Annotated in this window: 30 protein-coding genes, 4 pseudogenes and 1 riboswitch; of the genes and pseudogenes, 17 read left to right on the top strand and 17 right to left on the bottom strand. The window is 54.3% G+C overall.

From position 1 onward, the window contains the following. Positions 1-74 precede the first annotated feature (74 nt). Together HUE57_RS16390 and HUE57_RS16385 are read right to left on the bottom strand one after the other, a co-directional pair. A complete protein-coding gene (locus tag HUE57_RS16390) occupies positions 75-842 on the bottom strand; it encodes a Rossmann-fold NAD(P)-binding domain-containing protein (protein ID WP_078482809.1) in 768 nt (255 codons plus the stop codon). 91 nt (positions 843-933) lie between these two features. Continuing rightward, positions 934-2,409, bottom strand: a complete 1,476-nt coding sequence (locus tag HUE57_RS16385; protein ID WP_078482808.1) for a cobyric acid synthase — start codon at positions 2,407-2,409, stop codon at positions 934-936. Positions 2,410-2,449: 40 nt separating this feature from the next. Here HUE57_RS16385 and HUE57_RS19790 point away from each other — a divergent pair, with 40 nt between their 5' ends. The 4 genes from HUE57_RS19790 to HUE57_RS16370 all read left to right on the top strand — a co-directional run bounded on the left by HUE57_RS19790 (position 2,450) and on the right by HUE57_RS16370 (position 5,783). Continuing rightward, complete coding sequence (locus HUE57_RS19790; protein WP_272901987.1) at positions 2,450-2,947, top strand: helical backbone metal receptor; 498 nt, start codon at positions 2,450-2,452, stop codon at positions 2,945-2,947. Further along, on the top strand, positions 2,923-3,345 hold the full coding sequence (locus HUE57_RS19785) for an ABC transporter substrate-binding protein (RefSeq protein WP_272901986.1): 423 nt from the start codon (positions 2,923-2,925) through the stop codon (positions 3,343-3,345). The genes HUE57_RS19790 and HUE57_RS19785 overlap by 25 nt, the downstream gene beginning before the upstream one ends. 132 nt (positions 3,346-3,477) lie before the next feature. Continuing rightward, complete coding sequence (locus HUE57_RS16375; protein ID WP_174673544.1) at positions 3,478-3,837, top strand: hypothetical protein; 360 nt, start codon at positions 3,478-3,480, stop codon at positions 3,835-3,837. Beyond that, complete coding sequence (locus tag HUE57_RS16370; RefSeq protein WP_420885727.1) at positions 3,759-5,783, top strand: ATP-binding protein; 2,025 nt, start codon at positions 3,759-3,761, stop codon at positions 5,781-5,783. The genes HUE57_RS16375 and HUE57_RS16370 overlap by 79 nt, the downstream gene beginning before the upstream one ends. Positions 5,784-5,801: 18 nt before the next feature. On the opposite strand, the gene HUE57_RS16365 is transcribed toward HUE57_RS16370, so the two are convergent. From HUE57_RS16365 to ccmA, 12 genes and pseudogenes are all read right to left on the bottom strand, one after another. Further along, the gene (locus HUE57_RS16365; protein ID WP_078484551.1) at positions 5,802-6,353 is read right to left on the bottom strand and encodes a cob(I)yrinic acid a,c-diamide adenosyltransferase; all 552 of its coding nucleotides are present in this window, start codon (positions 6,351-6,353) and stop codon (positions 5,802-5,804) included. A 15-nt stretch (positions 6,354-6,368) separates the two neighbouring features. After that, positions 6,369-8,207: a TonB-dependent receptor domain-containing protein gene (locus tag HUE57_RS16360; RefSeq protein ID WP_078484552.1), complete on the bottom strand. Its 1,839-nt coding sequence runs from the start codon at positions 8,205-8,207 to the stop codon at positions 6,369-6,371. 117 nt (positions 8,208-8,324) lie between these two features. After that, a riboswitch (cobalamin riboswitch) is annotated at positions 8,325-8,538 on the bottom strand. Positions 8,539-8,623: 85 nt separating this feature from the next. Continuing rightward, positions 8,624-9,904 carry a c-type cytochrome biogenesis protein CcmI gene (gene ccmI / locus HUE57_RS16355; protein WP_078484553.1) on the bottom strand — a complete coding sequence of 427 codons (1,281 nt, stop codon included), beginning with the start codon at positions 9,902-9,904 and terminating at the stop codon, positions 8,624-8,626. Beyond that, the gene (locus HUE57_RS16350; protein WP_236860732.1) at positions 9,901-10,227 is read right to left on the bottom strand and encodes a cytochrome c-type biogenesis protein; all 327 of its coding nucleotides are present in this window, start codon (positions 10,225-10,227) and stop codon (positions 9,901-9,903) included. Before HUE57_RS16350 ends, ccmI begins: the two co-directional genes overlap by 4 nt. 126 nt (positions 10,228-10,353) lie before the next feature. Then, a pseudogene (locus HUE57_RS19370) lies at positions 10,354-10,644 on the bottom strand (redoxin family protein); the annotation flags it as partial. Further along, positions 10,575-10,880 carry a thioredoxin domain-containing protein gene (locus HUE57_RS19365; RefSeq protein ID WP_236860628.1) on the bottom strand — a complete coding sequence of 102 codons (306 nt, stop codon included), beginning with the start codon at positions 10,878-10,880 and terminating at the stop codon, positions 10,575-10,577. The gene HUE57_RS19365 and the pseudogene HUE57_RS19370, both read right to left, overlap by 70 nt. Beyond that, on the bottom strand, positions 10,880-12,835 hold the full coding sequence (locus tag HUE57_RS16340; protein ID WP_078484556.1) for a heme lyase CcmF/NrfE family subunit: 1,956 nt from the start codon (positions 12,833-12,835) through the stop codon (positions 10,880-10,882). Before HUE57_RS16340 ends, HUE57_RS19365 begins: the two co-directional genes overlap by 1 nt. Then, positions 12,832-13,293, bottom strand: a complete 462-nt coding sequence (gene ccmE, locus HUE57_RS16335) for a cytochrome c maturation protein CcmE (protein ID WP_078484557.1) — start codon at positions 13,291-13,293, stop codon at positions 12,832-12,834. Before ccmE ends, HUE57_RS16340 begins: the two co-directional genes overlap by 4 nt. 42 nt (positions 13,294-13,335) lie before the next feature. Beyond that, positions 13,336-13,521: a heme exporter protein CcmD gene (ccmD, locus tag HUE57_RS16330; protein ID WP_078484558.1), complete on the bottom strand. Its 186-nt coding sequence runs from the start codon at positions 13,519-13,521 to the stop codon at positions 13,336-13,338. Then, entirely contained in the window at positions 13,518-14,264 is a 747-nt protein-coding gene (ccmC, locus tag HUE57_RS16325) for a heme ABC transporter permease CcmC (RefSeq protein ID WP_078484559.1), read from the bottom strand. Before ccmC ends, ccmD begins: the two co-directional genes overlap by 4 nt. 69 nt (positions 14,265-14,333) lie before the next feature. Continuing rightward, the gene (gene ccmB, locus HUE57_RS16320; RefSeq protein WP_078484560.1) at positions 14,334-15,002 is read right to left on the bottom strand and encodes a heme exporter protein CcmB; all 669 of its coding nucleotides are present in this window, start codon (positions 15,000-15,002) and stop codon (positions 14,334-14,336) included. Continuing rightward, on the bottom strand, positions 15,002-15,667 hold the full coding sequence (gene ccmA, locus HUE57_RS16315; protein WP_078484561.1) for a cytochrome c biogenesis heme-transporting ATPase CcmA: 666 nt from the start codon (positions 15,665-15,667) through the stop codon (positions 15,002-15,004). Before ccmA ends, ccmB begins: the two co-directional genes overlap by 1 nt. Positions 15,668-15,912: 245 nt before the next feature. Here ccmA and HUE57_RS16310 point away from each other — a divergent pair, with 245 nt between their 5' ends. From HUE57_RS16310 to HUE57_RS16300, 3 genes are all read left to right on the top strand, one after another. Beyond that, on the top strand, positions 15,913-16,848 hold the full coding sequence (locus HUE57_RS16310) for a HAMP domain-containing protein (protein WP_174673543.1): 936 nt from the start codon (positions 15,913-15,915) through the stop codon (positions 16,846-16,848). Positions 16,849-17,006: 158 nt separating this feature from the next. Beyond that, entirely contained in the window at positions 17,007-18,056 is a 1,050-nt protein-coding gene (locus HUE57_RS16305) for a GGDEF domain-containing protein (protein WP_174673542.1), read from the top strand. A 148-nt stretch (positions 18,057-18,204) separates the two neighbouring features. Next, on the top strand, positions 18,205-18,693 hold the full coding sequence (locus tag HUE57_RS16300; protein ID WP_078484563.1) for a YybH family protein: 489 nt from the start codon (positions 18,205-18,207) through the stop codon (positions 18,691-18,693). Positions 18,694-18,849: 156 nt separating this feature from the next. Here the strand turns inward: HUE57_RS16300 and HUE57_RS16295 are convergent, their stop codons facing one another. Beyond that, a complete protein-coding gene (locus tag HUE57_RS16295; RefSeq protein WP_174673541.1) occupies positions 18,850-19,044 on the bottom strand; it encodes a hypothetical protein in 195 nt (64 codons plus the stop codon). Between HUE57_RS16295 and HUE57_RS16290 the strand changes: the two genes are divergently transcribed. Together HUE57_RS16290 and HUE57_RS16285 are read left to right on the top strand one after the other, a co-directional pair. Next, positions 19,032-19,376 (top strand): type 2 periplasmic-binding domain-containing protein, encoded by a 345-nt coding sequence (locus HUE57_RS16290; RefSeq protein WP_174673540.1) that lies wholly within the window; start codon positions 19,032-19,034, stop codon positions 19,374-19,376. The genes HUE57_RS16295 and HUE57_RS16290 overlap by 13 nt on opposite strands. A 74-nt stretch (positions 19,377-19,450) precedes the next feature. Next, positions 19,451-20,505 (top strand): annotated as a pseudogene (locus HUE57_RS16285) (ABC transporter ATP-binding protein). Between the two features lie 224 nt (positions 20,506-20,729). Here HUE57_RS16285 and HUE57_RS16280 read toward each other — a convergent pair. Then, positions 20,730-20,924 (bottom strand): hypothetical protein, encoded by a 195-nt coding sequence (locus tag HUE57_RS16280; protein ID WP_174673539.1) that lies wholly within the window; start codon positions 20,922-20,924, stop codon positions 20,730-20,732. Between HUE57_RS16280 and HUE57_RS16275 the strand changes: the two genes are divergently transcribed. After that, positions 20,908-21,399, top strand: a complete 492-nt coding sequence (locus tag HUE57_RS16275) for an ABC transporter permease (protein ID WP_174673538.1) — start codon at positions 20,908-20,910, stop codon at positions 21,397-21,399. The genes HUE57_RS16280 and HUE57_RS16275 overlap by 17 nt on opposite strands. A 107-nt stretch (positions 21,400-21,506) precedes the next feature. On the opposite strand, the gene HUE57_RS16270 is transcribed toward HUE57_RS16275, so the two are convergent. After that, positions 21,507-21,662, bottom strand: coding sequence for a hypothetical protein (locus HUE57_RS16270; RefSeq protein ID WP_174673537.1), 156 nt, complete (start codon positions 21,660-21,662; stop codon positions 21,507-21,509). A 14-nt stretch (positions 21,663-21,676) separates the two neighbouring features. On the opposite strand from HUE57_RS16270, the pseudogene HUE57_RS16265 reads away from it, so the two are divergent. The 7 genes and pseudogenes from HUE57_RS16265 to HUE57_RS20485 all read left to right on the top strand — a co-directional run. Then, positions 21,677-21,946, top strand: a pseudogene (locus HUE57_RS16265) (ABC transporter permease subunit); the annotation flags it as partial. After that, on the top strand, positions 21,943-22,266 hold the full coding sequence (locus tag HUE57_RS20015; RefSeq protein WP_320416247.1) for an ABC transporter permease subunit: 324 nt from the start codon (positions 21,943-21,945) through the stop codon (positions 22,264-22,266). The pseudogene HUE57_RS16265 and the gene HUE57_RS20015, both read left to right, overlap by 4 nt. 35 nt (positions 22,267-22,301) lie before the next feature. Next, on the top strand, positions 22,302-22,493 hold the full coding sequence (locus HUE57_RS20010; protein ID WP_320416246.1) for a hypothetical protein: 192 nt from the start codon (positions 22,302-22,304) through the stop codon (positions 22,491-22,493). A gap of 7 nt (positions 22,494-22,500) precedes the next feature. Beyond that, on the top strand, positions 22,501-22,797 hold the full coding sequence (locus HUE57_RS20005) for an ABC transporter permease (protein ID WP_320416299.1): 297 nt from the start codon (positions 22,501-22,503) through the stop codon (positions 22,795-22,797). A 185-nt stretch (positions 22,798-22,982) separates the two neighbouring features. Beyond that, complete coding sequence (locus HUE57_RS16255; protein WP_174673535.1) at positions 22,983-23,555, top strand: HD-GYP domain-containing protein; 573 nt, start codon at positions 22,983-22,985, stop codon at positions 23,553-23,555. 30 nt (positions 23,556-23,585) lie between these two features. Next, positions 23,586-23,894, top strand: a complete 309-nt coding sequence (locus HUE57_RS16250; RefSeq protein ID WP_174672767.1) for a transposase — start codon at positions 23,586-23,588, stop codon at positions 23,892-23,894. After that, positions 23,891-24,178: pseudogene (locus HUE57_RS20485) on the top strand (IS3 family transposase); the annotation flags it as partial. The gene HUE57_RS16250 and the pseudogene HUE57_RS20485, both read left to right, overlap by 4 nt.

Raw genomic sequence — 24,178 nt, 5'->3', positions numbered from 1 at the left:
GCTCTACCCATCTTACGTTTAGCGATAGGGGTCGGAGTCGATACCAACTCCGACCCCGACGCCTGATTGTGTCGCTACGACTGACTGGCAGCGATCTCACGCAGCTTAGGCACAGCGAGCCCTGCTTCATCGGCCAGAGAGATGGCGCGTGCCAGGCGTCCTGGTGCACTACGTCCCATGCACTTGTGTTCCAGATCGCCCTGGATCGCTTCGACCATCGCTTCAATCAGCTTGTCACGATCCAACTCCTGACCGATCAGGCAGAACTGGATATCGAGCACCTCGCTGGCGACTTCACGGGCCAGTGCATTGTGTCCATTCCAGAGTGAGTCGACGTTGCCGCCTACGACCAGTCCAGCGATATTGGTGGTGACGATGTAGAGGTTTTTGCGTACCAGTTCAAACAGCAGCTCCTCCTCGTCGGCGACCTCCCAGCAGGGGATCTCCAGTGTTTCGAGTGCGCTCTCAAGTAGGGCGGCAGCGGGCCCAAAGGCGGGGGAGGGGACGAGCACCTTATAGTCCTGTCCCTTTTTCTTCTCGAACCAGACCGAGATCACGGTGGGGTTTTCCAGCCCGTGGCGCTTCCAGTCATCGGGTAGTAGCTCGTTCTGCAGTAGCGCTACATGGTTGCGCCATGCGGCGGGTAGCTTCTCCAATACAGGGTGCAGATCATTTTCACCCACGGCGACCAGTACCATCGCGGGTTCGGCGAGCGCTCGTGCCTCAGCCTCCATATCGGTGTTGCGGGTAACGGGGAAGACAGGGTGGCCGAGACGCAGGATCGCGCGGGTAAAGACACTGGCCATCTCACCGAGGCCGACAACGATAATTGGTTTTTCCATCTCAGTTCTCTCTAGTTTTGTGATGTAACGATGTGGCGATTATGCCATGTCATCGCAACCTTGTAGCAGATTGCAGCACCCTTGCTGGGTGCTATTCAGGGTGTGTGCTTGATACAGGGGTATTGGTTACTTCGATCAGTTTGGCCATGTCGAGATGTTCATCCAGCGCATCACAGAGTCGCTCCAGCGCCTGCTCACTCTGCTGAGCGAGATCGATGCCAGCGGCTGCCTCCATGCCTGCCCATGCCAGTAGTGCGGCGGCGGTATCGGCCTGATCGAAGAGTCCGTGCAGATAGGTGCCGAGTAGCTGATCATCCTCGCTGATAGCGCCATCCACACCATTGCTAAAGCAAACAGCGGGACGTGACAGCGCCTCGCCTTCGCTGTAGCCCATGTGGATCTCATAACCTTCGATGTGAGTGCCGTTAAGAGTTAACTTGCCTGACATACGAGTGAGCTGTTTCTCTGCCTGCAGTGTCGTCTGCATCTCAAGGAGTCCGAGTCCGATGCTGCTACCCGCTTCACTCTCCAACCCTTCTGGATCGTGGATAGTGGTACCGAGCATCTGAAAACCGCCACAGATACCAATCAACTTGCCGCCATAGCGCAGGTGGCGATGCAGCGCCGCTTCGAAGCCGTTGTCGCGTAGCCAGATGAGATCGCTACGCACGCTTTTGCTGCCCGGCAGGATAATCAGGTCGCTCTCGGAAAGCTGATCGGCACTGCGTACAAAGCGCAGATCGACTCCGGGGTTGAGTTGCAGGGGATCGAGGTCGGTGTGGTTGCTGATATGCGGATAGGCGATCACGCTGATCTTGAAGAGCTTCTCGCTATCACACTGTTGATGGTGGGTGATGGCATCTTCGGCCGCCAGGTGAAAGTTATCCAGATAGGGGAGTACTCCCAGTACGGGAATGCCCGTCTCCTGCTCCAGCCACTCCAACCCGGAGGTGAGTAGTGAGAGATCACCTCGGAAGCGGTTGATCACCACTCCCTTAACACGCGCTCGCTCCGAATCGCTTAGCAGCGCCAGGGTACCGACGATATGGGCGAAGACGCCACCACGGTCGATATCGGCGATCAGGATTACCGGGCAGTCGATCGTCTCGGCAAAACCCATGTTGGCAATATCACCCTCACGTAGATTGATCTCGGCGGGGCTACCGGCCCCCTCGACCACGATCAACTCATACTGCTGTTGCAGGCGATAGTGCGATTCAAGCACAGCGCTTCGAGCGGTTTTTTTGTAGTGATGGTATTCAAGCGCCTCCATGTTGCCGATGGCATGTCCATGGATGATGACCTGAGCGCCGGTGTCGCTGTTGGGTTTGAGCAGTACCGAGTTCATATCGGTGTGTGGCTCGAGCCGTGCGGCCTGTGCCTGCAGTGCCTGAGCGCGACCGATCTCACCCCCGGTGGCTGTAACCGCACTGTTGAGTGCCATGTTTTGCGGTTTAAAAGGAGCTACATTGATGCCGTTGCGGTGAAACCAGCGGCAGAGCCCTGCAACCAGGATGCTCTTGCCCGCATCGGAGGTAGTGCCCTGTACCATTACTGTCTGAGTCATGGTGCTATTATCGCACGACAGCTGATTGGAACTGTGTGTAGTGAATCTTTTTATTAGGTTAATAACCGTCTCGTTACTGCTATTGACGTCGTCGCTCTCTGTCGCCGCCACAGTCGTGGTCACTGACGATAGTGGTGCGCAGATCGAGTTAGAACAGCCAGCACAGCGCATCATCTCACTGGCTCCCCATCTAACTGAACTGCTGTTTGCCGCTGGTGCAGGCAAGCAGGTGGTGGCGACGGTTGAATATAGTGACTACCCGGCCGAGGCCGTGAAACTGCCACGAGTCGGTAGCTATATGGCATTCGATCTCGAACGCATTCTCGCCCTGCGTCCCGATCTTGTTATCGGTTGGGCCGATGGTAATCCTGCCGTACAGCTTGAACGGGTCGAGTCGCTCGGCTTTCCACTCTATCGCCATCGGCCGCGGGCGCTGGAGTCTATACCGGGGACTCTTACGACACTCGGTCTATTGGCGGGACTGGAACAGTGGCGCGCCAGCGAGCCGAGCTGTTGTCCGCCAGAATTGCTGTGCTGAAAAATGTGGCCCGTGATAGTGAGCCGACAATGAGTTTCTATCAGGTCTGGCATCAGCCGCTGATGACCATCGGTGGCGAACAGATCATCAGTGACATTATTACGCTCTGTGGTGGGAGAAATATCTTCGCTGATCTGAGTGTTGATGCTGGAGAGGTGGCACTGGAAGCGGTGCTGGCACGTAATCCAGAGGTGATTATCGCCAGTGGTATGGCAGCATCTCGGCCAGAGTGGCTCGATCAGTGGCGGCGCTGGCCACAGCTACGCGCCGTGGCGGAGGAGAATCTCTATCATGTCGCTCCCGATCTGCTGCAGCGGGCCGGTCCGCGACTGGTCGATGGAGCCGAGCAGATCTGTGCAATTATGGAGCGGGTGCGTCAACGTAGAGCTGCAGAGTAGTAGAGTGATCACACTTTTTACTGTACTGACTTGATGCTACTGCTGAAGATGGCCACTATGAGACGAGATAATAATAAGCAACAACCTCCGCTATGCTGGTAACCGGATGCTGGTGCAGGAGAGAGAGGGGCATTGAAGCTCAATATTACTCGTAAGATTTCGCTGCTGTCTGTGTTGCTGGTGTTCTGCACTGCGGGCATGGTGGCGTGGGTCTTCTACGTCAGCAGTAATGCAATTCTGATCAAAAACAAGATTGAGCAGCTCTCCTTCGGGGTGCAGCAAGATGGTGTGAAGCTGGTCGAGTTGGTCGACTCGGTACAGCAGGATGTGCGCTTTATCTCCGATCTCTCATCTATCGACGGCATTATTCAGGCACATAAGGCGCCCGATCCTGACCAGGTGATTACGGCAGACTGGATCTGGCGACAGCGTCTCTCGAGCTCTTTTCAGGACTGCTGCAAGCCAAACGTGCCTACATTCAGGTACGCCTGATCGATAAGGCGGGTAATGAGCTGGTGCGCGTCGACCGTGTGGGTGAGAAGACGCGAGTGGTGCCGCGAGATCTGATGCAGAATAAGCATGATCGGCGCTATGTGAGCGAGACGATCAAATTGCCAGCAGGCAGTATCTATCTCTCCGAGATCAATCTTAACCGTGAGCATGGACGTATCTCCGAGCCCTATATGCCGGTGCTGCGTGCTGCTACACCGGTTTACGATAATGGTGGTGAGTTATTTGGTCTGGTCGTGATCAATATGGACTTTGGGCGCCAGCTCGATGTGATTAAACGTGCGCAGCAGGGGATTGGTCAATCGCTTTACGTCACCAATAGCCTGGGTAGCTATCTGGTCCACCCTAATCGTGACAAGGAGTTTGGTTTCGATCTGGGTCACGATGAGCGAGTGCAGCGTGACTTCCCGCAGCTCACCAATCTATTCTCACCCACCAGTCACCGCACTATCGAAACACTGCTACCCGAAGATACGGGTGATAATCGTGTTCGCGTGTTTGTGAAGATTGCGCTGCTCCGAGATCACCCAGAGCGTTTTGTGACTGTGGGTCTCTCGCAACCCTATGACGATGTGATCGCCTCGCAGAGCACTGCGCTTGCCAATGCGATCGGTTTCTCGTTGCTGCTGATCGTGATTGGCATCGCTGCCGCCTACGCATTCTCTGGGCTTCTGGTCAGACCGATTGGTCTGGTCACACAGCGCATTGATGACTTCATGCATGGACGTGAAACCGGTTCGCTGCCGATTGAACGTAGTGATGAGATCGGTATGTTGGCACGTGCCTTTCGTGACCTGGAGCGTCAGGTGCGCAGTAGCGAAGAGAACCTACAGGGATTGAATCGTGACCTGGAAGGGCTGGTCGTTAATCGCACCCGCGAACTGACGCGCTTTAAAAACACGCTCGATCTGACCATGGACTGTGTGTTGATCTTCTCCGCCGAGCGGCTCGAGATCTTCTACGCCAATCAGGGCGCCGTTGAACAGGTCGGATTCCCGCGTGAGATGTTACTCAACATGAAACCGTTTGACGTTATGCCGCTACTTGATGAGGTTCAGTTCCGCCGATTGCTCGAACCGATGCTTTCGGGTGAGCTTAGCTTTACCAGTTTCGAGACGGTGCATCGCAGTAAGGCGGGGGTCGACATCCCGGTTGAGGTGTTGCTGCAGTACATCGCACCCGAGGGAGAACAGGCGCGTTTTGTAGCGATCATTCGCGATATCACCGAACGAAACCGGATCGATCAGATGAAGAGCGATTTTATCTCTACCGTGAGCCACGAGTTGCGTACTCCGCTGACCTCGATCCGGGGTGCGCTGGGTCTGTTGGTAGGTGGTGCTGCCGGTGATTTACCAAAACAGCAGTATGAAATGGTCGATATCGCCCACAAAAACAGTGATCGTCTGATTCACCTAATCAACGATCTGCTCGACATGGAGAAGATCACCTCCGGCAAGATGGAGTTCAACAACGAGCCGCAACTGCTGATGCCGCTGGTTGATAGTGCGATGGCGGAGAGTCACGCCTATGCACAACAGTTTGGTGTCGAGTATCAGATTGTCTCCAGCTCATCGACAACACGCGTCAATGTCGATTCAGATCGTCTTCGCCAGGTGCTCTTCAATCTGCTCTCCAACGCAGCCAAGTTCTCTGCGGGTGCCACTCGGGTGGAGATAGCCGTGATCGATAATGGACCGCAGGTACGGGTCGCTGTGACCGATTATGGTGGCGGTATCCCAGTCGAGTTTCGCAATCAGATCTTTGAGAAGTTTACCCAGGCTGATGCATCGAGCACCCGTAGCATGGGGGGTACCGGTCTGGGGCTGACCATCAGTAAGTCGATCATCGCACAGATGGGCGGGACGATTGGTTTTGAGACCGAGGTTGGTCGAGGTACAACCTTCTACTTCGAACTTCAGACTGTCTAAGGCGGCAGCTGTAGAGGTTTAACGTGCCCTGTCGGGTTGCCACAAAACATCTGCCACCCCTTCACCACGATTCACGACCCTTGCCAACACAAACAGCAGATCGGAGAGACGATTGAGATATTTGATTGCCGCCGAGCTGACGGCCTCTTCACGTGCCAGCGAAATAACCCGACGCTCCGAACGCCTGCAGATGGTACGCGCCAGATGGGCGTAGGCCGCTGCGCGAGAGCCGCCCGGCAGGATGAACTCTTTGAGTGGTTCGAGGCCCTCGTTGAGTTGATCGAGTAGCTCCTCGAGCGCATCGATCTGACTCTGCTGGATGCTTTCGCGACCCGGTATGCAGAGTTCACCACCAAGGTCGAAGAGGTCGTGCTGAATGGTGAGCAGCGCTTCACGAATTGGCCCATCACTCACCTCGGTGATCATTAGGCCGATGGTGCTGTTGAGTTCATCGGTGGTGCCGTAGGCCTCAACGCGCAGGCTATCCTTGGCCACGCGAGAACCATCACCGAGCCCGGTTTCGCCCTTGTCACCGGTACGTGTGTAAATTTTTGAAAGTCGATTTCCCATCGGTCTATCCTGCGGTTATTTCAAACCGTAGGCAACTGAGGCGAGCACCGAGCGGCCGGGATTGTTGTAGTGCAGTGCAGGCTCGTAATCGACATCGAAGAGGTTGTCGATCTTCAAGCGAAGTTGCCAACGTTTGACCGGCTCATAGGCGAGGCGCATCGAGGTGAGGGTGTAGGCGTCGAGCTTGTAGCTGTTGCTGCGGTCGTTATAACGCTCGCCGTGAGCATCGACTGTAAGACCGGCACTGATTGGACCGAATCGCTTGTCGAACGCAAGACTCATCGACTGCTGACTGCGTCGTTGTAGTGTATTGCCACTGTCGGTATCGCGAGGGTCGAGCAGATTGAGAGTGAGGTTTAGATTCCAGTCACTGCGCTGCAGATTGAACAGTGCTTCAATGCCATCGATCTGTGCGCTGCTGACATTGGAGGGCTGCCAGAAATCGTTACTCCAGTCGGCGTCGTTACAGATTGCCGAACCCGAGGTGCAGGCCCACTCGATCATGTTATCGATACGGGTGGTGTAGCCGTGTAGACCCCAATTACCCCAGTCGTGACGCCCCTTGAGTCCAAGTTCAAAAGATTTGGATAGTTCAGGCTCAAGATCGGGATTGCCAGCAGACCAGGGATCGGCGGGGAAGAAGAGGTCGTTGAAGGTTGGCATTTTGAAGGCAGTGCCGTAGGAGGCACTCAGTCGTACACCGTTAGCAAAGCCGTAACCCCAGTCAATATTGCCGGTGGTGTGGCCACTGCTGCGATCGCTATCGTCGTGGCGCAGACTGATCACCAGATCGTTGTTACCGTAGGCAGACTGCCACTCGGCAAAACCGCCAATGTTTTCCCGTTCGGTCTCGCTATAGGCGGTCAGGCTATCAACCTCCTCATGGGTCGAATCTATGCCGAGAGTCAGCAGATGATCATCGCCTAGCATCAGATCGTTCTGCCAGCCGGCGCTGATTCGCTGAGTGTTGAAGCGGGTGACGACGATATTGGCCGCGAGGTTATCGTTCTCATCACGCCCCTCGGCTGCCTTGAGCGTGATGCTCCACCAGTCGACCGGTGTGAACTGGAGGCGCGCCCCAATCGTCTGTTCCAGGAACTCGGTCTCTCCGGGGTAGGCGTCAAACTCGTTCTCGCCCTCGCTGCGAAGCCAGTGCAGCTCGATCTCACCCCAGTTGCCAAAGCGGTGACCGAGGGTGGTACTGACGCTGTTATTCTCATAGCCATCCTTGTCGGGATCGGTACCGTTCTGGATATCGATATTGTTGCTGACCAGGTGGCTCGCCTGCAGGTTGAAGTGGCTGCCGTTGGCACCGCCACTGATTCCGCCACTAAAGGTCTGGGTGTCGAAGCTGCCGTAGCCGAGTTCAAAGTTGCCGTCGATGCCATCCCGACCGCGACGGGTGAAGATCTGCATCACGCCACCGATCGCCTCCGAACCGTAGAGGCTGGAGCGGGGTCCGCGCACTACTTCGATGCGTTCGACCTGTGCCAGTGGAAGGTTGGCCAGTGCGACAGTACCGAGTGTGGCTGAGCCGACACGAATGCCGTCAATCAATACCAGCATGTGGTTGGTGTTGGTGCCACGCAGATAGAGGCTGCTCTCCTTGCCATAACCACCCAGGGTGATCAGCTCTGCGCCCGGCAGGGTACGCAGCAGCTCGGGCAGGGTGGTGGCCTGACTCTGATCGATCATCGCACGGTCGATAACAGAAACGGTGGCAAGGCTCTCGTCGACGCTTTGCGCGGTGCGCGTGGCGGTGATGACGATGGTTGGAATGGTGTGGTTTTCAGCCAGAGTGGGCTGGCTGGCCAGTATGAGTGTGGCCAACAGGCCGGTGATAAGACTCTTCATGATTCAAGTTCCCCTGCGCACGCCCGCGCAATTGGTGACAGTTGATCAGCGTGTGGATGGGGATTTGGGAGGGAGAGGGTCGAGTACCTGTCCGCACCCGTGTCACCCTCCGTAACACTGAAGCTCATGCAGCAGGCCGGTCTCCGGGCTCACGAGTGGATTGCTCCGAATCGGCGCCTTCCCGTAGTGAACTACAGTGGCATTGTGCCGATCTTCTACTCGTTTACCGTTGCGGGGGCAGCACCGGGATTGTCGATTGAGTCGACGCACCGGTTTCCCGTTTCACTCTGGAAAAGATATTTCCAAGAGCACCTGAAGCAGGCGAGACTCTACGTCGTGCCCGCTTCAGGTGTCAAGTTAGGAGGGGTGCCGCTTAATACAGGAGAGGGCATTAAGCGGCGAGGTGTTGGCTGAAATCAGGGACGGATCTGATCGATGCTGATTGCAATCGAGTCGGTACCGTTGGGGTCTAGCGGATCGCTGACTCCTTCCAGGTCGCCGCTCTGCGCGATGGCTTGCCCCGACTTGGAGAGGCGTGCGCCGATCACTACCTGCGGGAATGATGAGAGCTTCATCTCCGCCATCATCGCCTGGGCATCGCTCAGCGTTACAGTGATCGGTAGATCGCTCGCCTGCTTGCGCACAATGGCCAGTGGCATACGAGGCCCCTGAGCGGCACGAGCGTAGACAAAGAGTGTATCGCCGGGGGCTGCCAGTGCCTGCAGGGTGGAGTCGAGGGTGACGCTGACCGAAACGGTGGCACCCTCAGTGGCTGCCGGAGTAGCGGCTGCTGGTGCAGGATGCGCCGCTGCCATCTGGCTGTGCTGTTCGGGATTGAGTTCCGCCTCGGCCTTGGACAGTGACTCGGCGATCATATTGCCCATCTCGGTGCCGGGTTCAATCATGGTGGTCAGCTTGCGCCAGTGTTCAACGGCGACCGCGAAGTTGCCGTCCTGATAACCGGCCACACCGGCGAGCCACAGGCCCTTCTCTACTTCGGGATCGAGCTTGACCGCCTTGTTGAGGATCTCGGTCGGCTTGCCGCGCAGGTCACCACCATTGGCAACACCGAGCGCCTCGGCGTAATCGACCAGTACCGCACCGATCTCACCGTTGATGCTAACGGCGCGTGCGTAGGCCTTAACCGCATCGTCGTAGCGCTCCAGCTCCATGTAGGAGCGGCCCAGCATCACCCAGCCCTGCATATCATCAGGCGTCGCCTCCATGCGTTTCTCGAGGCGGACGATCATGTCGTCCAGGTTGCCAATCGCTTCACCGTTGTTGCCGCTGGCCTGAGCCTGCTGAGTCTCAGGTGCATTGAGGAAGGGGATCAGACGGTGTGAACCGAGCTGCAGGTAGAAGGCGATCGCCAGAATCGGGGTGAACAGGGCGACAGCAATGGCGGTCACGCGGCTGCTCCCTGCTGCTGCCTGTTCAACAGGGGCATCTTCTGACTTTTCAGAGATGTCGTAGAGCAGCTCATGTTCAAGCTCGCTATTGGCGGCATCGAAGGTCTCCTGTTCGAGATCCCCGGCCGCCTGTGCCGCCTCAAGTTCGGCGAGGCGTTCGTGGTAGATGGTGATGTTGAGTTCGCGACGCTGCGCGGCATCGGCTGTACCACGTCCAAGCAGTGGCGGTACGACAAACAGCAGGGCAGCTATGGTCATGCCCGCGATAAGTAACCAGAAGGTGATCATGAATCTTTCTCTTTAAGGATGTCCTGGAGTCGCTCACGCTCTTCATTGCTGAGCGGGGCGTCGGCTGTAGCGGTGCGACGACGAATGAAACGGATCAGCATGAAAAGCCCAACTGCGATCAAAACCAGTGGGCTGAACCAGAGAATGTAGGTGCTTGGTTTAACCGGTGGGCGGTAGAGAACAAAGTCGCCATATCGCTCGACCATGTAGTCGGTGATCTGGCTCTTGCTGTCACCTCGCTGCACCATCTTGTAGACCTTGTCTCGCAGATCCTGTGCCAGCTCGGCGTTGGAGTCTTCCAGATTCTGGTTCTGGCAGACCAGGCAGCGCAGTTCCGAACTCAGCTCCTTGAAGGTCTGTTCCTCCTCGGGGAGTTGAACTCATAACTATTAATTGCTGCGTGCAATGGGAGAGCGAAATTAACAGAGCGTAGATAGCTAGTCGTGTGATCATGATTCCTTCTCCAGCTGCAACATAAGCGGTTGGAGGATCTCTTTCCAGACTTCTGGGGTGACTGCGCCGGTGTGTTTGTAACGAATAGTTCCTTTGCTGTCGACGATAAAGGTTTCTGGTACAGCGATGATTCCCCAATCTATTCCGACATCGCCCTTTTCATCAAAGCCACTGGCTATGTAGGGATCACCCAAACGGTTTAGCCAATTAACAGCATCTACCTGTTTGTCTTTGTAGTTGATGCTGAAAATGGGGACTTTCTTATTGGATAACTCAACAAGGAAGTGGTGCTCTTGTTTACAGGCAGGGCACCATGAGGCCCAGAAGTTAACAAGTGAAACCTTTTTGAAAGATCCGAATCAGATAAGCGCAAGTTAGGCTGCTTAACTCTAGGAAGATCAAAGGCAGGCATTGGTTTGTCTTTCAGCGCAGAGGGAATATCTCTTGGGTCTTTGCCCAATCCAACTAGGAAAAGTACCGCCATCATGATGAAGATAACTAATGGGATCAGAAAACGGGCCATCAGGAGTTCGCCTCCACAGTTTTATTCTTCTTAGAGCGGTAGCGGCGGTCACTTGCTGCGAGCAGTCCACCAAAGGCCATGAAGAGACCACCAAGCCAGAGCCAGCGTACAAACGGTTTGTGGTAGACACGTACCGCCCAGGCGCCATCGTCGAGCGGTTCACCGAGTGCAACGTAGAGATCGCGGAACAGCCCCGGATCGATGGCCGCCTCGGTCATCGGCATCCGTTGTACGGTGTAGACGCGCTTCTCGGGACGCAGTACCGCGACCTCTTCACCGTCGTAACTGACCCGAACCTCACCGGTGTTGGCGATGTAATTGGGGCCCTGAGACTCTTTGACGCCGACAAAGGTAAAGGTGTACTCATTTTCGGTGATGCTGTCGCCAGCCATCATCTTCACGTCGCGCTCGACGCTGTAGGTGCTGGTGAGGGTGACGCCGACGACAAAAATCGCCACGCCGAGGTGGGCGAAGGTCATGCCGTAGTGGGAGCGTGAGAGCGAGGCGAGGCGCGTGAATAGCCCCTGCTTGTTGCGCGTGGCGTGCTGCATCTCCCTGGCAGAGGTGAGAGCAATCCAGATAGCCAGCGTGACACCCAGAATGACCGACGGTGCGTAATCGCTGTAGAAGACCGCGACCAGAACCACTGCCAGCAGCACGGCGGTGGCGAGTAGCCAGCGCAGCTGGTGAACAAGGACGGGTACAGATTGCTGTTTCCAGCGCGATAGCGGGCCGATACCGATCATAAAGGCGAGCGGTGCGGTGAGTGGTAGGAAGACGCTGTTGAAGTAGGGAGGTCCCACCGAGAGCTTGCCGAGGCCGAGTGCATCGATGATCAGCGGGTAGAGGGTGCCAAGCAGGATGACACCAGCGGTGACCAGCAGCAGCACGTTGTTGATCAGCATGAACGCTTCACGCGAGACCAGCTTGAAGCTGCCGGTGCTTTTAACCTGTGGCGCGCGCACGGCGTAGAGCACCAGCGAGCTGCCGACCACAATGACGAGGAACATGAGAATGAAGACGCCGCGTGCCGGGTCGGTGGCGAAGGCGTGTACCGAGGTCAGTACACCGGAACGGACCAGGAAGGTGCCGAGTAGACTGAGCGAGAAGGCGAAGATCGCCAGCAGCACGGTCCAATTCTTAAAAGCACCGCGCTTCTCCGAGACGATCAGTGAATGGACCAGCGCAGTACCGACCAGCCACGGCATGAAGGAGGCGTTTTCGACCGGATCCCAGAACCACCAGCCACCCCAGCCGAGTTCGTAGTAGGCCCACCAGCTACCCAGCGTGATACCGAGGGTAAGGAAGGCCCAGGCGATCAGGGTCCAGGGGCGTGACCAGCGAGCCCAGGCGGCGTCGAGACGTCCACCGAGCAGTGCGGCAATCGCAAAGGCGAAGGCGACGGCAAAACCGACATAACCCATGTAGAGCAGCGGTGGGTGGATAACCAGGCCGAAATCCTGCAGCAGCGGGTTGAGGTCGCGACCATCGGCTGGGATTGGCAGCAGACGCTCGAAGGGGTTGGAGGTGAGCAGCATGAAGAGCAGGAAGCCGATGGCGACGAAGGCGAGCACGCCCAGTACGCGGGCCACTACATCACTCGGTAGGCCACGGCTAAACAGTGCGACTGCTGCACCCCAGCCACTGAGCATCAGCGCCCAGAGCAGCAGTGAACCCTCATGCGCGCCCCATACGGCCGAGATGCGGTAGATGGTTGGCAGCGCGGTGTTGGAGTTGTGTGCCACATAACCGACCGAGAAGTCGTTCATGATGAAGCTGTAGGCGAGACAGAGGAAGGCGACCATCATGAAGAAGAACTGGCCGTAGGCGGAGGGGCGGGCTACCGCCATCCAGCTGCTGTTGCCACGGAAACTGCCGACCAAAGGTACGAACGACTGTACTATTGCCAGGGCCAGGGCCAGGGTCAGGGCGTAGTGCCCAAGCTCAGGGATCACTTGGCGGCCTCCGTTGCAGCGGCGCCAGCAACGCCCTCGTTATGTGCCTTTTCCAATGCCTCAGCGACCTCGGGTGGCATATAGTTCTCATCGTGCTTGGCCAGTACCTCATCGGCAACGAAGGTGCCGTCGGCACCCAGACGGCCCTGGGTAATCACGCCCTGACCCTCCATGAACAGATCGGGCAGGATGCCGGTGTAGGCGACGGGCATCTCCTTGGCGTTATCGGTGACGACAAAGGTGACGGTGAGGCTCTTACCGCGTACCACGCTGCCCGGTTTGACCAGACCGCCAAGACGGAAGACATGATCTTTAGGCGCCTCGCCGTTGGCCACCTCAGTAGGCGAGAAGAAGTAGGAGAGGTTATTGCCCAGCGCGTTGAAAACCAGTACGGCGGCGACCGCCAGTACACCCAGGCCAGCGACAATCAGGCCCAATCGTTTATGTCTTGCTTTCATTCAGTTTTCCACCAGATCTAAATAGTTGTGATTGGGAAGTCCCTATGCGGACTCCTTCTCCTCGGCTGCGTTGAGACGTGCGATGCGCGAGACGCGCTTCAGCACATCGGTTCGACGCTTCTTGACCAGTAAAGGTTCAATAATCATTAAAACTGCGGTCACCCCGAAGGAGCCCCAGACGTAGAGGGCGTAACCGCCCATGGCGAAGAATTCACTCACACTGTTCATGATTTGATCTCCTCCAGCTCCTGCACCCAGGTGGTGTTGCGCTCACGCTCAAGGATGATGCTGCGCACACGGTAGAGTGCGACGGCGATGGAGTACATCCAGCAACCGAGTGCCATGATCAGCATCGTAATCAGCATGGTAGAGCCCATTGAGGAGCCCTCCATATTGATCGATGCGCCCTGATGCAGGGTGTTCCACCACTTCACCGAGAAGTAGATGATCGGGATGTTGATCACCCCCACCAGCACCAGGATCGCCCCCGCCTTGTCGGCGCGACGGGCATCGTCGATCGATGACTGCAGGGCGATGAAGCCGATATAGAGGAACAGCAGGATCAGCTCCGAGGTGAGTCGAGCATCCCAGACCCACCAGGCGCCCCACATCGGCTTGCCCCAGAAGGCACCGGTCCAGAGGGCAACGAAGGTGAACATGGCGCCAGTGGGTGCCAGAGCGCTGGTCATCATGCCGGAGAGACGGGTGTTGAAGACCAGTCCCATCGCCGCCCAGCCAGCCATGATCAGATAGATAAACATCGACATCCAGGCGGCGGGCACGTGAATAAAGATGATGCGATAACCCTCACCCTGTTTGTAGTCGGTGGGTGCGATAAAGAAGCTCATGTAGAGACCGACGGCAAGCAGTATCACGGCCAACCCGGTAAACCAGGGGGCGAGTCGACCCGCCAGCGGGTAGAAGGTGGTGGGCGAGGAGAATTTGAACCAGTTAAGAAGTTTTGTGCTCATCGTTGTTTAGTCTGTCCCTTATCGTCAACCCAGCATCCTAACGGTGCGTGGCTCGATCGCCAACCATGTTCACTCAATGGATACTCGCAGGGCCGCAGCCGTTGCCAGTGGTGAGAAGAAAAATGCCACCACGCCAAAGGCGCCCAGCATATAAAGGTGTCCTGCACCGCCCAGTCCTGAGGCGTGTGCCTCGACCGCGCCGGCACCGAAGATCAGTACCGGTATATAAAGAGGGAGAACCAGCAGCGAGACCAGTACACCGCCACCGCGCAGCCCCAGAGTGAGTGCCGCGCCGATTGCACCAATCGCGCTCAGTGCCGGGGTGCCGAGCAGCAGAGTCAGTACCAGCACGCCGAGTGCGTCGACGCTGAGGTCGTACTGCAGACCCAGTACCGGTGCCATGATCACCAGTGGCAGTCCGGTTACCAGCCAGTGGGCGATCACCTTGCCAAAGACCAGCATAAAGACGGGTTGTGGGGTGAGCAGCATCTGCTCCAGGGTGCCGTCGGCGTGGTCGGCGGCAAAGAGTCGCTCCAGCGCCAGCATCGAGGCGAGTAGCGCTGCGACCCAGACGATGCCGGGGGCAATCAGTCGTAGCGTATCCATCTCCGGGCCGATACCGAGTGGGAAGAGGCTGACGACGATGACAAAGAAGAAGAGGGTGGTGAAGATGTCGGAGCGGCGACGCATCGCCAGGGTCAGGTCGCGACGGATGATCCACAGTAGCGCTTCAAACATCAGTTGCGCCCCCGTTTTTTCAGTAGCAGGCGCTTAACGTCGTCGGAAATCATCTCCACATCCTGGTGAGTGGTGAGCATCACGATGCCACCGCCATCGACATGTTTGCGGATCACATCGAGCAGGAAGGCGACCGCCGCCTTGTCGAGGGCAGTGAAGGGCTCATCAAGAATCCACAGCTTCGCCTCGGTTACTAGCAGACGTGCCAGTGCAACACGTCTTTTCTGACCAGCAGAGAGCACCTTGGTGGGCAGATCCTCATGGCCCGCCAGTCCCATCTTCTCCAGCGTATCCCACGCCTGCTTCTCGCTGATCTCGAACCCATCCAGTACGCAGCTGATGCGCAGGTTTTCGATTCCGGTCAGATCCTCTTTAATGCCCGCATGGTGACCGATGTAGGTCACCTCGCGGGTGTACTCCTCGGCAAGCGATCGAATCGACTCCCCGCACCAGTGGATTTCGCCATTGGAGGGTGAGATCAGGCCGCAGAGGGTACGCAGCAGGGTGGTCTTGCCGGAGCCGTTGGGCCCTTCGATCAGCATCGCCTGTCCGGATTTCAGGGTGAAATCGAGATCGGAGAAGAGCACGCGGTCATCGCGTGTGCACTCTAATGCGTGAGCCTCAAAGAGAGGCTCGCTGTCTCTGGTTTCTGCTGTGGGGGTCATGTAAAGGTCTTTCTGCTGCGCCTATATAGTGCGTCTTGTCGTGCCCCATTGTAATGATCAGTTGGAGGATTGCTATAGCACGGGTTCTCAAAATTATAGGGGGTGATTCGTAGTCTTGAACTCTGTCATGTCACAAGGCTGAGTGGGTGGCAGAGGTGGCGCAAATGTCACGTGACGTCACTTTGAATAGGGAATTAAATACCTTACTATCGGTTGGCTTTTTTAGGGACGATATCTGGGACGACATGAAGCTTAATACCAAAACAACACTCTTCTCGAGCGGTTTGATGCTGATCATGCTGGTAGTGCTGATCGCCGTGAGCCTGCTCTCCTTTCGCCAGTTCTCGATTATCTCGGCCGAAGAGCACGCCAAGACGGCTGCTGAGATGGTGCGCGTCGGTCTGACCGAAATGATGGTTAACGGTGTGATTGATAAGCGTAAACAGCTACTGAGCCGGATCTCAACGGCTAACGGACTGAGCGGTGCTCGCGTGGTCCGAGGACCAGAGGTGGCCAGTCAGTTTGGTGAGGGTCTAATCGAGGAGCGTCCTCAGGATGAGATTGAATCTAGAGTGCTCGTATCAGGCAAACCGTTCTATGGTCTCATAGACGTGGAGGGCGAACCGCTCTTCCGCAGTACCATCCCTTTTGTCGCCACCGGCAAGGGTGAACCCAACTGTCTCGCCTGTCATCAGGTGGCGGAGGGCACGGTGCTCGGTGCTGTCACCATTACCATGTCAATCGCCCATCTGAAACAGAGTGCATTGCTCACGGTTGCAGCGATGTCGGTGGCGGTGGCGCTGTTTGCGGTGATGATGATTGTGCTGTTTCGCCGCATGACCCGTCCGCTGGTGAAGACCGCGAGTGATGTTCAGCACGCCGTAGATACGGCGCTTCTAGGTGATTTTACGACTCGCATTGAATGCCTGACCAACGATGAGATCGGGGACATTGCAGAGCGCTTCAATCAATTGAGCGATTTTCTCGATGCGGGTCTGGGCGAGATCCGAGACCCGGGAGTCGCTATTTTGCGAAAGTTTGTTTTGGGCATCCAAGCCCAAGCAAGCGGCAAATACTTCACGCGACCGTTTATGCCTGCGGCGCCCGACGTCCTGCGTACGTTGCGTAATCACCTCTTCGCGGCTCTACACAACTCCCTCAGTGACTCTACGCCGACATAAAGCCGCTGCTGCATCTTCTTCGTCGTCGCTCGCGCTCTCAACTACGAATATGCGAGACGGCGTCGACTATCGCGGACTAACCGCCCTCGCTTCGCTATCCATGGCGGTCATCGAACGTTGCACAGCTGATTCGCTGCAAACCCTCCGGTAATGAAAATATGCTCACCAATACCACCATGATGGTCGATGGGCTGGTGGCCGCCGCACAGTTTAAACAGGCGATCGAAGAGGATGAGAGTAAGGCCGAGGTCTACCAGCGGCTGGTGCGGGTGCTGCAGGAGAGCTTCTATCTGGAGCGCTTCTCGATCTATGAGGTCGCGGCGAGTAAAAACCGCATGTACACCGTCAGTGTCGATAGCGATGAGAGCATGGATTGTCGCTGGTGTGATCCCCAGATTCTGATCCGCTCCGAGACCTGTCGTGCTCGCCGCACCGGCCACACCATCGACTCAATCGGTTCACCACAGATCTGTAACGCCTTCCATCCTGGGGAGGGGAACGAGAATCTGGAGCATATCTGTATTCCCGTCATTCAGTCGGGCACGGTCGGTAGTGTGGTGCAGATGGTGATCGATCAAGAGGCCGGTGCCGACTATCAGCAACTGGTGCCGATGATCAATGTCTATCTGCGTGAAGCGGCACCGGTTATCGAGGCTAAGCGCCTGATGGATACGTTGCGCGAGTCGACCATGCGCGATGCGATGACCGGACTGCACAACCGCCGCTTCCTCGAGGAGTATGTGGAGACGCTGGTCTCCAGTAATGCTCGCCGTGATTCCGATATCTCGATACTAATGCTTGATCTCGACTACTTTAAGAAGGTCAACGACACCTACGGTCATGATGCCGGTGATACCGTGCTTAAAGAGATTTCAAAGGTGATGAAGAAGGTCGTGCGAGCGGCTGATCTAGTGATTCGTTACGGCGGTGAAGAGTTCATGATCCTGCTGCAGGAGACGGCAGGGGAGAAGGCAGATGAGGTGGCAGAGAAGATTCGTGCCGCCGTAGAGGAGCTGAAGGTGCAGTTGCCGGGTAACGTACTGCAGAAGACCATCTCAATCGGTGTCTCCAGTTTCCCCGATGATAGCGAGACCTTCTGGCAGGCGGTTAAATACGCCGATGTCGCCCTCTATAAGGCGAAAGAGCAGGGGCGTAACCGGGTAGTGCACTTCAAGCCGGAGATGTGGACGGACGAAGAGGATTATTGATGCGCTTGAGACGAGAGGTTTATCCGTGCAGGTGAAAGTTGATCGTTGGTGAACTCAATAGTTTGCTGAGGGTCCAGGCAGAACGATGAGATGTTCTAAATGGTTACCTATTGGTTGCTGAATTCAACCTAAGAGGGATTTATAAGAGATGAAGAAGCAGATTGTAGGTCTGGCAGTAGCGGTCATGGTTGTGAGCGGTCTGATAACTGAGGGCCGAGTCGATGCGGCTGACAACGAGCGAGAGGCCGTGCGGGAGGCGGCGCAGGGTTTCTATGCGGCACTTAATCAGCTGTTTGTCGGTGAGCTGGAGCCGATGAAGGCGGTCTGGTCACATCGTGAGGATGTTACCTACATGGGGCCAGGTGGTGGCATACGACACGGATGGAAAGCGGTCTTGGCCGACTGGGAAGTGCAGGCGGCGATGAAGATGGGGGGTACGGTAGAGCGAAGTGATATGCGTATCACCATCGGAACTAATCTAGCCGTTGTAACCGACTACGAGATTGGCAAAAACCTGACCGCTGATGGGAAGCCGATGGAGGTCAAGATCAGAGCGACGAATGTGTTTCGCAAAGAGGATGGTCAGTGGAAGATGATTGGCCACCATACCGACCTGCTTCCGTCGCTGGTGAAATAATCGTATTTAGAAGTCTCTGAGAGAAGTAACAAACGCTCTCTATGTTCTATAAGTTGATCAACAAATGAGGGGTGGCCTATATGGCCACCCTCATTCGCTGACCGCCATGGAGAGCGAAGTGAGGGCGGTTAGTCCCCGATAGTCGACGCCGTCTGCCTATTCGTAGTTGAGAGCGCGAGCGAACGACGGAGAAGATGCAGCAGCGGCTTTATGTCGGCGTAGAGTCACTGAGGGAGTTGTGTAGAGCCGCGAAGAGGTGATTACGCAACGAACGCAGGACGTCGGGGCGCCGCAGGCATAAACGGTCGCGTGAAGTTTTGCTGTTTGCTTGGGCTTGGATGCCCAAAACAAACTTTCGCAAAAATAGCGACTCCCCGGAAAGTGGGGCCCTAGGTTGGATTGATACCTTCGCTATTCCGGCAAAGGCAAAGAATGTTAGTGCAGCTTATAAGTGGATTAACTTCGTATCAAAGCCTGAGAATGCAGCGCTTATCACTAATAGTGAAAAGTATGGTACGGCATCGAAGGATGCCGCTAAATATTTGGAGGCTTCCATTAAAGCCGATTTTGAACGGTACTTCTCAGAAGCGGATATCGATAATATCAAATGGCATCCTCCAGTTCCTGCGGGTTTCGACAGGATTGAATCAAAGGCGCTAGATAGGATTAAAACTGCTAACTAAAGGCTGAACATGAATGGTCATCCCAAATGAAGTGCTTCATTTTTGGGTTATTGTTGAATGTCATGGATTTGTAAATGGGAAACATATTAGAAGTAAAAGGCCTGTCAAAACATTTTGATGATTTCACAGCCGTTAATGATGTTGGTTTTTCGGTTGAAGAGGGTGGTTTCTTTTCTATTCTTGGTTCATCCGGTTGCGGCAAGACGACCCTTTTGCGCATTATTGCAGGCTTTCAACAGGAGTCGGAAGGTGATGTGATAATCCACGGCCAATCCATGAAGGGTGTTCCCCCTGAAAAGCGCCCGGTCAATATCGTATTTCAAAATCTGGCGCTCTTCCCAATGATGAATGTCAGGAAAATGTCGCTTTTGGGTTGAAAAGACAAAAACTAAAAACAGCAGAGATCAATTTAAAAGTTAACGAGATGTTAGAGCGTGTTGGTCTGCAGGGTTATGAAAATAAAAAAGTCACAGACCTGTCGGGCGGCGAAAGGCAGCGAGTGGCTATTGCACGATCCCTGGTGATGAATCCTTCCATATTGCTACTTGATGAACCTCTTGGCGCTTTAGACAGAAAACTCAGGGAGCATATGAAGGTCGAGCTGAAGCTACTGCAGAAGGAGATAGGCACAACGTTTGTTTATATTACCCATGACCAATCGGAGGCTTTAGTGATGAGTGATAAAGTCGCCGTCATGCATGATGGTCAGTTTGAACAGATCGATACACCACGTAACTTATATAAAAATCCCCAAACATCATTTGTCGCAGGTTTTGTCGGTGATACGAATCGCTTTGAGCTGCAGTCAACCGCAGGTGATTCAATGATGACCAAGGGCGGATGGGCTCTTAATAGCTCAGCTGCTTCTGATTCTGACCTTAAAGAGCTCTATATTCGTCCCGAGGCATTGATTATCAGCCCCTCTAATGGTCTTGGTGATCTTGTCCGATTTGACGTTACGATTGAAACCATTCTTTTTGATGGATCAAATACCAAGCTTTCCACGATAGTTAACGGCAGTAGTGAGGAGCTTTTGATATCGGTACCACAAAATGCCCAGTTTGATGATATAGAAGAGGGGCACCGGTTGAGTGTTGGTATCCACCATGATGACCTGAAATGTTTTTAGTAGGCTCATGATGAAACTCAATAATAACAACCATAATCTCACCTTTTATTTGCTGATTGTCCCAGTTTTGACCTGGCTTCTGTTTATGATCGTCATCCCTCATGCCGAACTACTTATCAGTTCATTTCAGATAGAAGATGATATGGGTGGCATGGTTTTCAATCGCTGACCGCCATGGAGAGCGAAGTGAGGGCGGTTAGTCCCCGATAGTCGACGCCGTCTGCCTATTCGTAGTTGAGAGCGCGAGCGAACGACGGAGAAGATGCAGCAACGGCTTTATGTCGGCGTAGAGTCACTGAGGGAGTTGTGTAGAGCCGCGAAGAGGTGATTACGCAACGAACGCAGGACGTCGGGCGCCGCAGGCATAAACGGTCGCGTGAAGTTTTTGCTGTTTGCTTGGGCTTGGATGCCCAAAACAAACTTTCGCAAAATAGCGACTCCCGGAACAATTATATTGAATTCTTCACTCAAAAAATCTATTGGCTGACATTTGTAAAAACAGCGACCTATTCGATCGTGGTCACACTGTTGGCCTTCATTGTCGCCTTTCCTGTTGCGTTCTATTTAACGAAGGTCGCGTCGAAGCGAAGCGCCAGTTTTTTGATGTTGCTATTGCTTATTCCCCTTTGGGTAGGTGAGCTGGTGACGGTTTATGGCTGGATGGTACTGCTTGGCGATCATGGTGTTATTAATCATCTACTGATGACGATAGGAGTCATCAATACCCCCCTGAATTTACTCTATACCGATTTCAGTATGGTGGTAGGTCTGCTTTATATGTCCGTGCTGTTTATGGTGATCCCGATTATGTCCACGCTAGAAACTCTGGATGACTCACTGATTGAGGCAGCCTGTGATCTAGGCGCGACTAAATGGGCTATATTCACACGCTGACCGCCATGGATAGCGAAGCGAAGGCGGTTAGTCCCCGATAGTCGACGCCGTCTGCCTATTCGTAGTTGAGAGCGCGAGCGAACGACGGAGAAGATGCAGCAACGGCTTTATGTCGGCGTAGAGTCACTGAGGGAGTTGTGTAGAGCCGCGAAGAGGTGATTACGCAACGTACGCAGAGACGGTCGGGGCGCCGTAGGCATAAACGGTCGCGTTAAGTATTTGCCGCATGCTTGGGCTTGGATGCCCAAAACATGCTTCCGCAAAAATAGCGACTCCCCGAAGAATCATCATCCCCTATTCAATGCCGGGAATTGTTACTGGCTCAATCATTGTGTTTATGTTGGTTATTGGTGATTACCTTGCGCCTAACTTGTTAGGTGGCAAGAGTTCGTTGTGGTTTACAGAACAGATATATAATAATTTCCTCACAACATTCAACTGGAATGAAGGAGCTGCATTCGGATTCTTACTGCTCATGTTATCTTCCGGTATTATCTGGATTGCCCTGAAATTATCTGGCCAAAAACTAGAGAAGGTGGGGTCATGATTTGTTCGCTTCCTAGCTCGCCTTTCTACCGAATCGCCTATGGTTCTTATGTTTTTCTGTTCTTTGCGTTTTTAGTTATGCCCCTGCTTGCCATCTCCGTGTTGGCATTTAATGATTCCAACTTTATTTCACTGCCCTGGAACGGGTTTACACTAGACTGGTTTATTTCATCGTCTGATGACAGGCAGGGGATTTTTGCTGATGAGGAGCTGATAACAAGTATTTATACCAGTCTCAGCACAGGCTTTTCGTCGCCGTCCTATCCACTCTTGTTGGGACGATTGCAGCGCTACTCTTTGAAGAAGAGGAGTTCCGATTAAAAGGCTTGCTGTACTTTCTGGCTCTGGCGCCCCTGGTGATTCCCGGTGTTATATTGGGGGTCTCTATATTGTTGACCGCGACAGCTGCTGGAAATCATATTGAGAATGCGTTGGGTGTGGATGTTGAGTTGTTTAGACCCAGTTACTGGCTGGTTGTTCTGGGGCAGTTCTCCTTTGCCGCGACCTATGTCATGTTGCTTGTTTCAGCGCGCCTGAAAAAAATTTGACCGTACGCTGGAAGAAGCAGCACTGAGTCTTAAAGCGACACGCCTAGAAGCGATATGGTATGTAACAATCCCTTTTCTTCGTCCAGCGATCATCGGGGCTTTTGTGGTTGCCTTTATATTAAGCTTTTCCAATATAAACACGACGATCTTTCTGATCGGTTCAGATCCTACCTTGCCTATCGATTTGTATTCACGGATTCGATTTAGTTCAACGCCTGTCTTGAATGCAGTTTCACTCTTGGTTGTGCTGACAATCAGTGGTTTGGCTATCATCAATTTCTTTACTAATCGCTCAAATAATTGAATGGAGTCAGAATGAAACTACCCCGCTTATTTCTGAGTCCTGCCGAGCTCAGATGTTCGTCCGATCAATGCTGCGGTGACTACAATGCTCGGGTACATTGGGAATACGAAGAGAGTAGTGGCACTCTTGCTTCTGGTGTTGACGGAATTCTCTGTGTTGGCTGATAACTGATGAGAGCAAATAGGATGAAGCTGGTACCACAAGCCAAAATCGTAGCCATCTATGTGATCGTCGGTTCGTTATGGATCTACTTCTCGGACATGGTGATTGGTAACATATTTGGCTCGGCTGAATCGATCACAGCCGCACAAAGCATCAAAGGGTGGGCGTTTATCGCGGTGACTGGCGCGATGTTGTTCTATTTGATTAATCGAGCTGTCGATGCCTTGACGAAGGCAAAGAATGAAGTGGTCGAGAGTTATGAGCAGACGATGCAGGGATGGGTCCAGGTCATGGATTTGCGTCACAAGGAGACCAAGGACCATACTGAACGGGTAACAAGAATGACGGTCCGCTTTGCAAGGCTCGCAGGTATAACCGATGAGAAGGCACTCAAGCATATTGAGCGGGGGACGATGCTCCACGACGTGGGAAAGATCGGGATACCGGATGCTATCTTGATCAAGCCCGGCAAGCTCAACGAGGAGGAGTGGACGCATATGAAATTGCACCCCTCAATCGCCCATGACCTACTGTCAAAGATCAAGTTTCTCGAAAACAGTCTCGATGAACCTCCCCAGTTTAACGGGTACTTTTAATAAGCGACAATGTCGCCATAGGAGTATCAAATGACTAGAAAACGCAAGCCATATAAGACCTACACCAAAGAGTTCAAATTAGAAGCGGTTCGCCTGATGGATGAGTCTGATAGACCAGCCACTGATATCGCTATGGAGCTTGGTATTCGGCGTAATCAACTCTACAAATGGAAAGAGCAGTTATCCAACAAAGGAAACAAAGCCTTTGAAGGTCCGGGAAGGCCAAAGAAGCAGGATCAAAGCGAAGTCACCACCCTTCGCCAAGAGAATGAACGGCTGAAAGAGGAGCTTGAAATCCTAAAAAAAGCCGCCGCGTACTTTGCGAGGGATCTCAAGTGAAGTACGCCTTTATTCAATCGCTCAGCACAAAGCATCGAATTATACGGCTCTGTCATGCGCTTGATGTATCAGTGAATGGCTACTATTCATGGTGCAACCGACCTGAAAGCAAGCGCTCCATTGAGGATCGCCAGCTCACCGCTAAAATAAAGCTGTTTCACAAGGCAAGTCGGCAGATCTATGGATCGCCTCGCATCCATAAAGATCTGCAAGAGATGGGCGAACGTGTTGGTGTTAATCGTGTGGCCAGACTGATGAGGGCAAATGACATTGCATCTAAGATG

It is taken from the genome of Candidatus Reidiella endopervernicosa, assembly GCF_013343005.1.
Taxonomy (GTDB): Bacteria; Pseudomonadota; Gammaproteobacteria.
Note: the sequence above shows the minus strand (reverse complement) of the source record. Positions and strands in the feature narration are given on the sequence as shown.

Bases quoted from the DNA above. Each gene is read 5' to 3' on its own strand.
- HUE57_RS16390 (WP_078482809.1), bottom strand. From the start codon at position 842: ATGGAAAAACCAATTATCGTTGTCGGCCTCGGTGAGATGGCCAGTGTC.
- HUE57_RS16385 (WP_078482808.1), bottom strand. From the start codon at position 2,409: ATGACTCAGACAGTAATGGTACAGGGCACTACCTCCGATGCGGGCAAG.
- HUE57_RS16365 (WP_078484551.1), bottom strand. From the start codon at position 6,353: ATGGGAAATCGACTTTCAAAAATTTACACACGTACCGGTGACAAGGGC.
- HUE57_RS16360 (WP_078484552.1), bottom strand. From the start codon at position 8,207: ATGAAGAGTCTTATCACCGGCCTGTTGGCCACACTCATACTGGCCAGC.
- ccmI (WP_078484553.1), bottom strand. From the start codon at position 9,904: ATGATCACCTTCTGGTTACTTATCGCGGGCATGACCATAGCTGCCCTG.
- HUE57_RS19365 (WP_236860628.1), bottom strand. From the start codon at position 10,880: ATGGCCCGTTTTCTGATCCCATTAGTTATCTTCATCATGATGGCGGTA.
- ccmE (WP_078484557.1), bottom strand. From the start codon at position 13,293: ATGAAAGCAAGACATAAACGATTGGGCCTGATTGTCGCTGGCCTGGGT.
- ccmD (WP_078484558.1), bottom strand. From the start codon at position 13,521: ATGAACAGTGTGAGTGAATTCTTCGCCATGGGCGGTTACGCCCTCTAC.
- ccmC (WP_078484559.1), bottom strand. From the start codon at position 14,264: ATGAGCACAAAACTTCTTAACTGGTTCAAATTCTCCTCGCCCACCACC.
- ccmB (WP_078484560.1), bottom strand. From the start codon at position 15,002: ATGTTTGAAGCGCTACTGTGGATCATCCGTCGCGACCTGACCCTGGCG.
- ccmA (WP_078484561.1), bottom strand. From the start codon at position 15,667: ATGACCCCCACAGCAGAAACCAGAGACAGCGAGCCTCTCTTTGAGGCT.
- HUE57_RS16310 (WP_174673543.1), top strand. From the start codon at position 15,913: ATGAAGCTTAATACCAAAACAACACTCTTCTCGAGCGGTTTGATGCTG.
- HUE57_RS16305 (WP_174673542.1), top strand. From the start codon at position 17,007: ATGCTCACCAATACCACCATGATGGTCGATGGGCTGGTGGCCGCCGCA.
- HUE57_RS16300 (WP_078484563.1), top strand. From the start codon at position 18,205: ATGAAGAAGCAGATTGTAGGTCTGGCAGTAGCGGTCATGGTTGTGAGC.
- HUE57_RS16290 (WP_174673540.1), top strand. From the start codon at position 19,032: ATGCCCAAAACAAACTTTCGCAAAAATAGCGACTCCCCGGAAAGTGGG.
- HUE57_RS20015 (WP_320416247.1), top strand. From the start codon at position 21,943: ATGATTTGTTCGCTTCCTAGCTCGCCTTTCTACCGAATCGCCTATGGT.
- HUE57_RS16255 (WP_174673535.1), top strand. From the start codon at position 22,983: ATGAAGCTGGTACCACAAGCCAAAATCGTAGCCATCTATGTGATCGTC.
- HUE57_RS16250 (WP_174672767.1), top strand. From the start codon at position 23,586: ATGACTAGAAAACGCAAGCCATATAAGACCTACACCAAAGAGTTCAAA.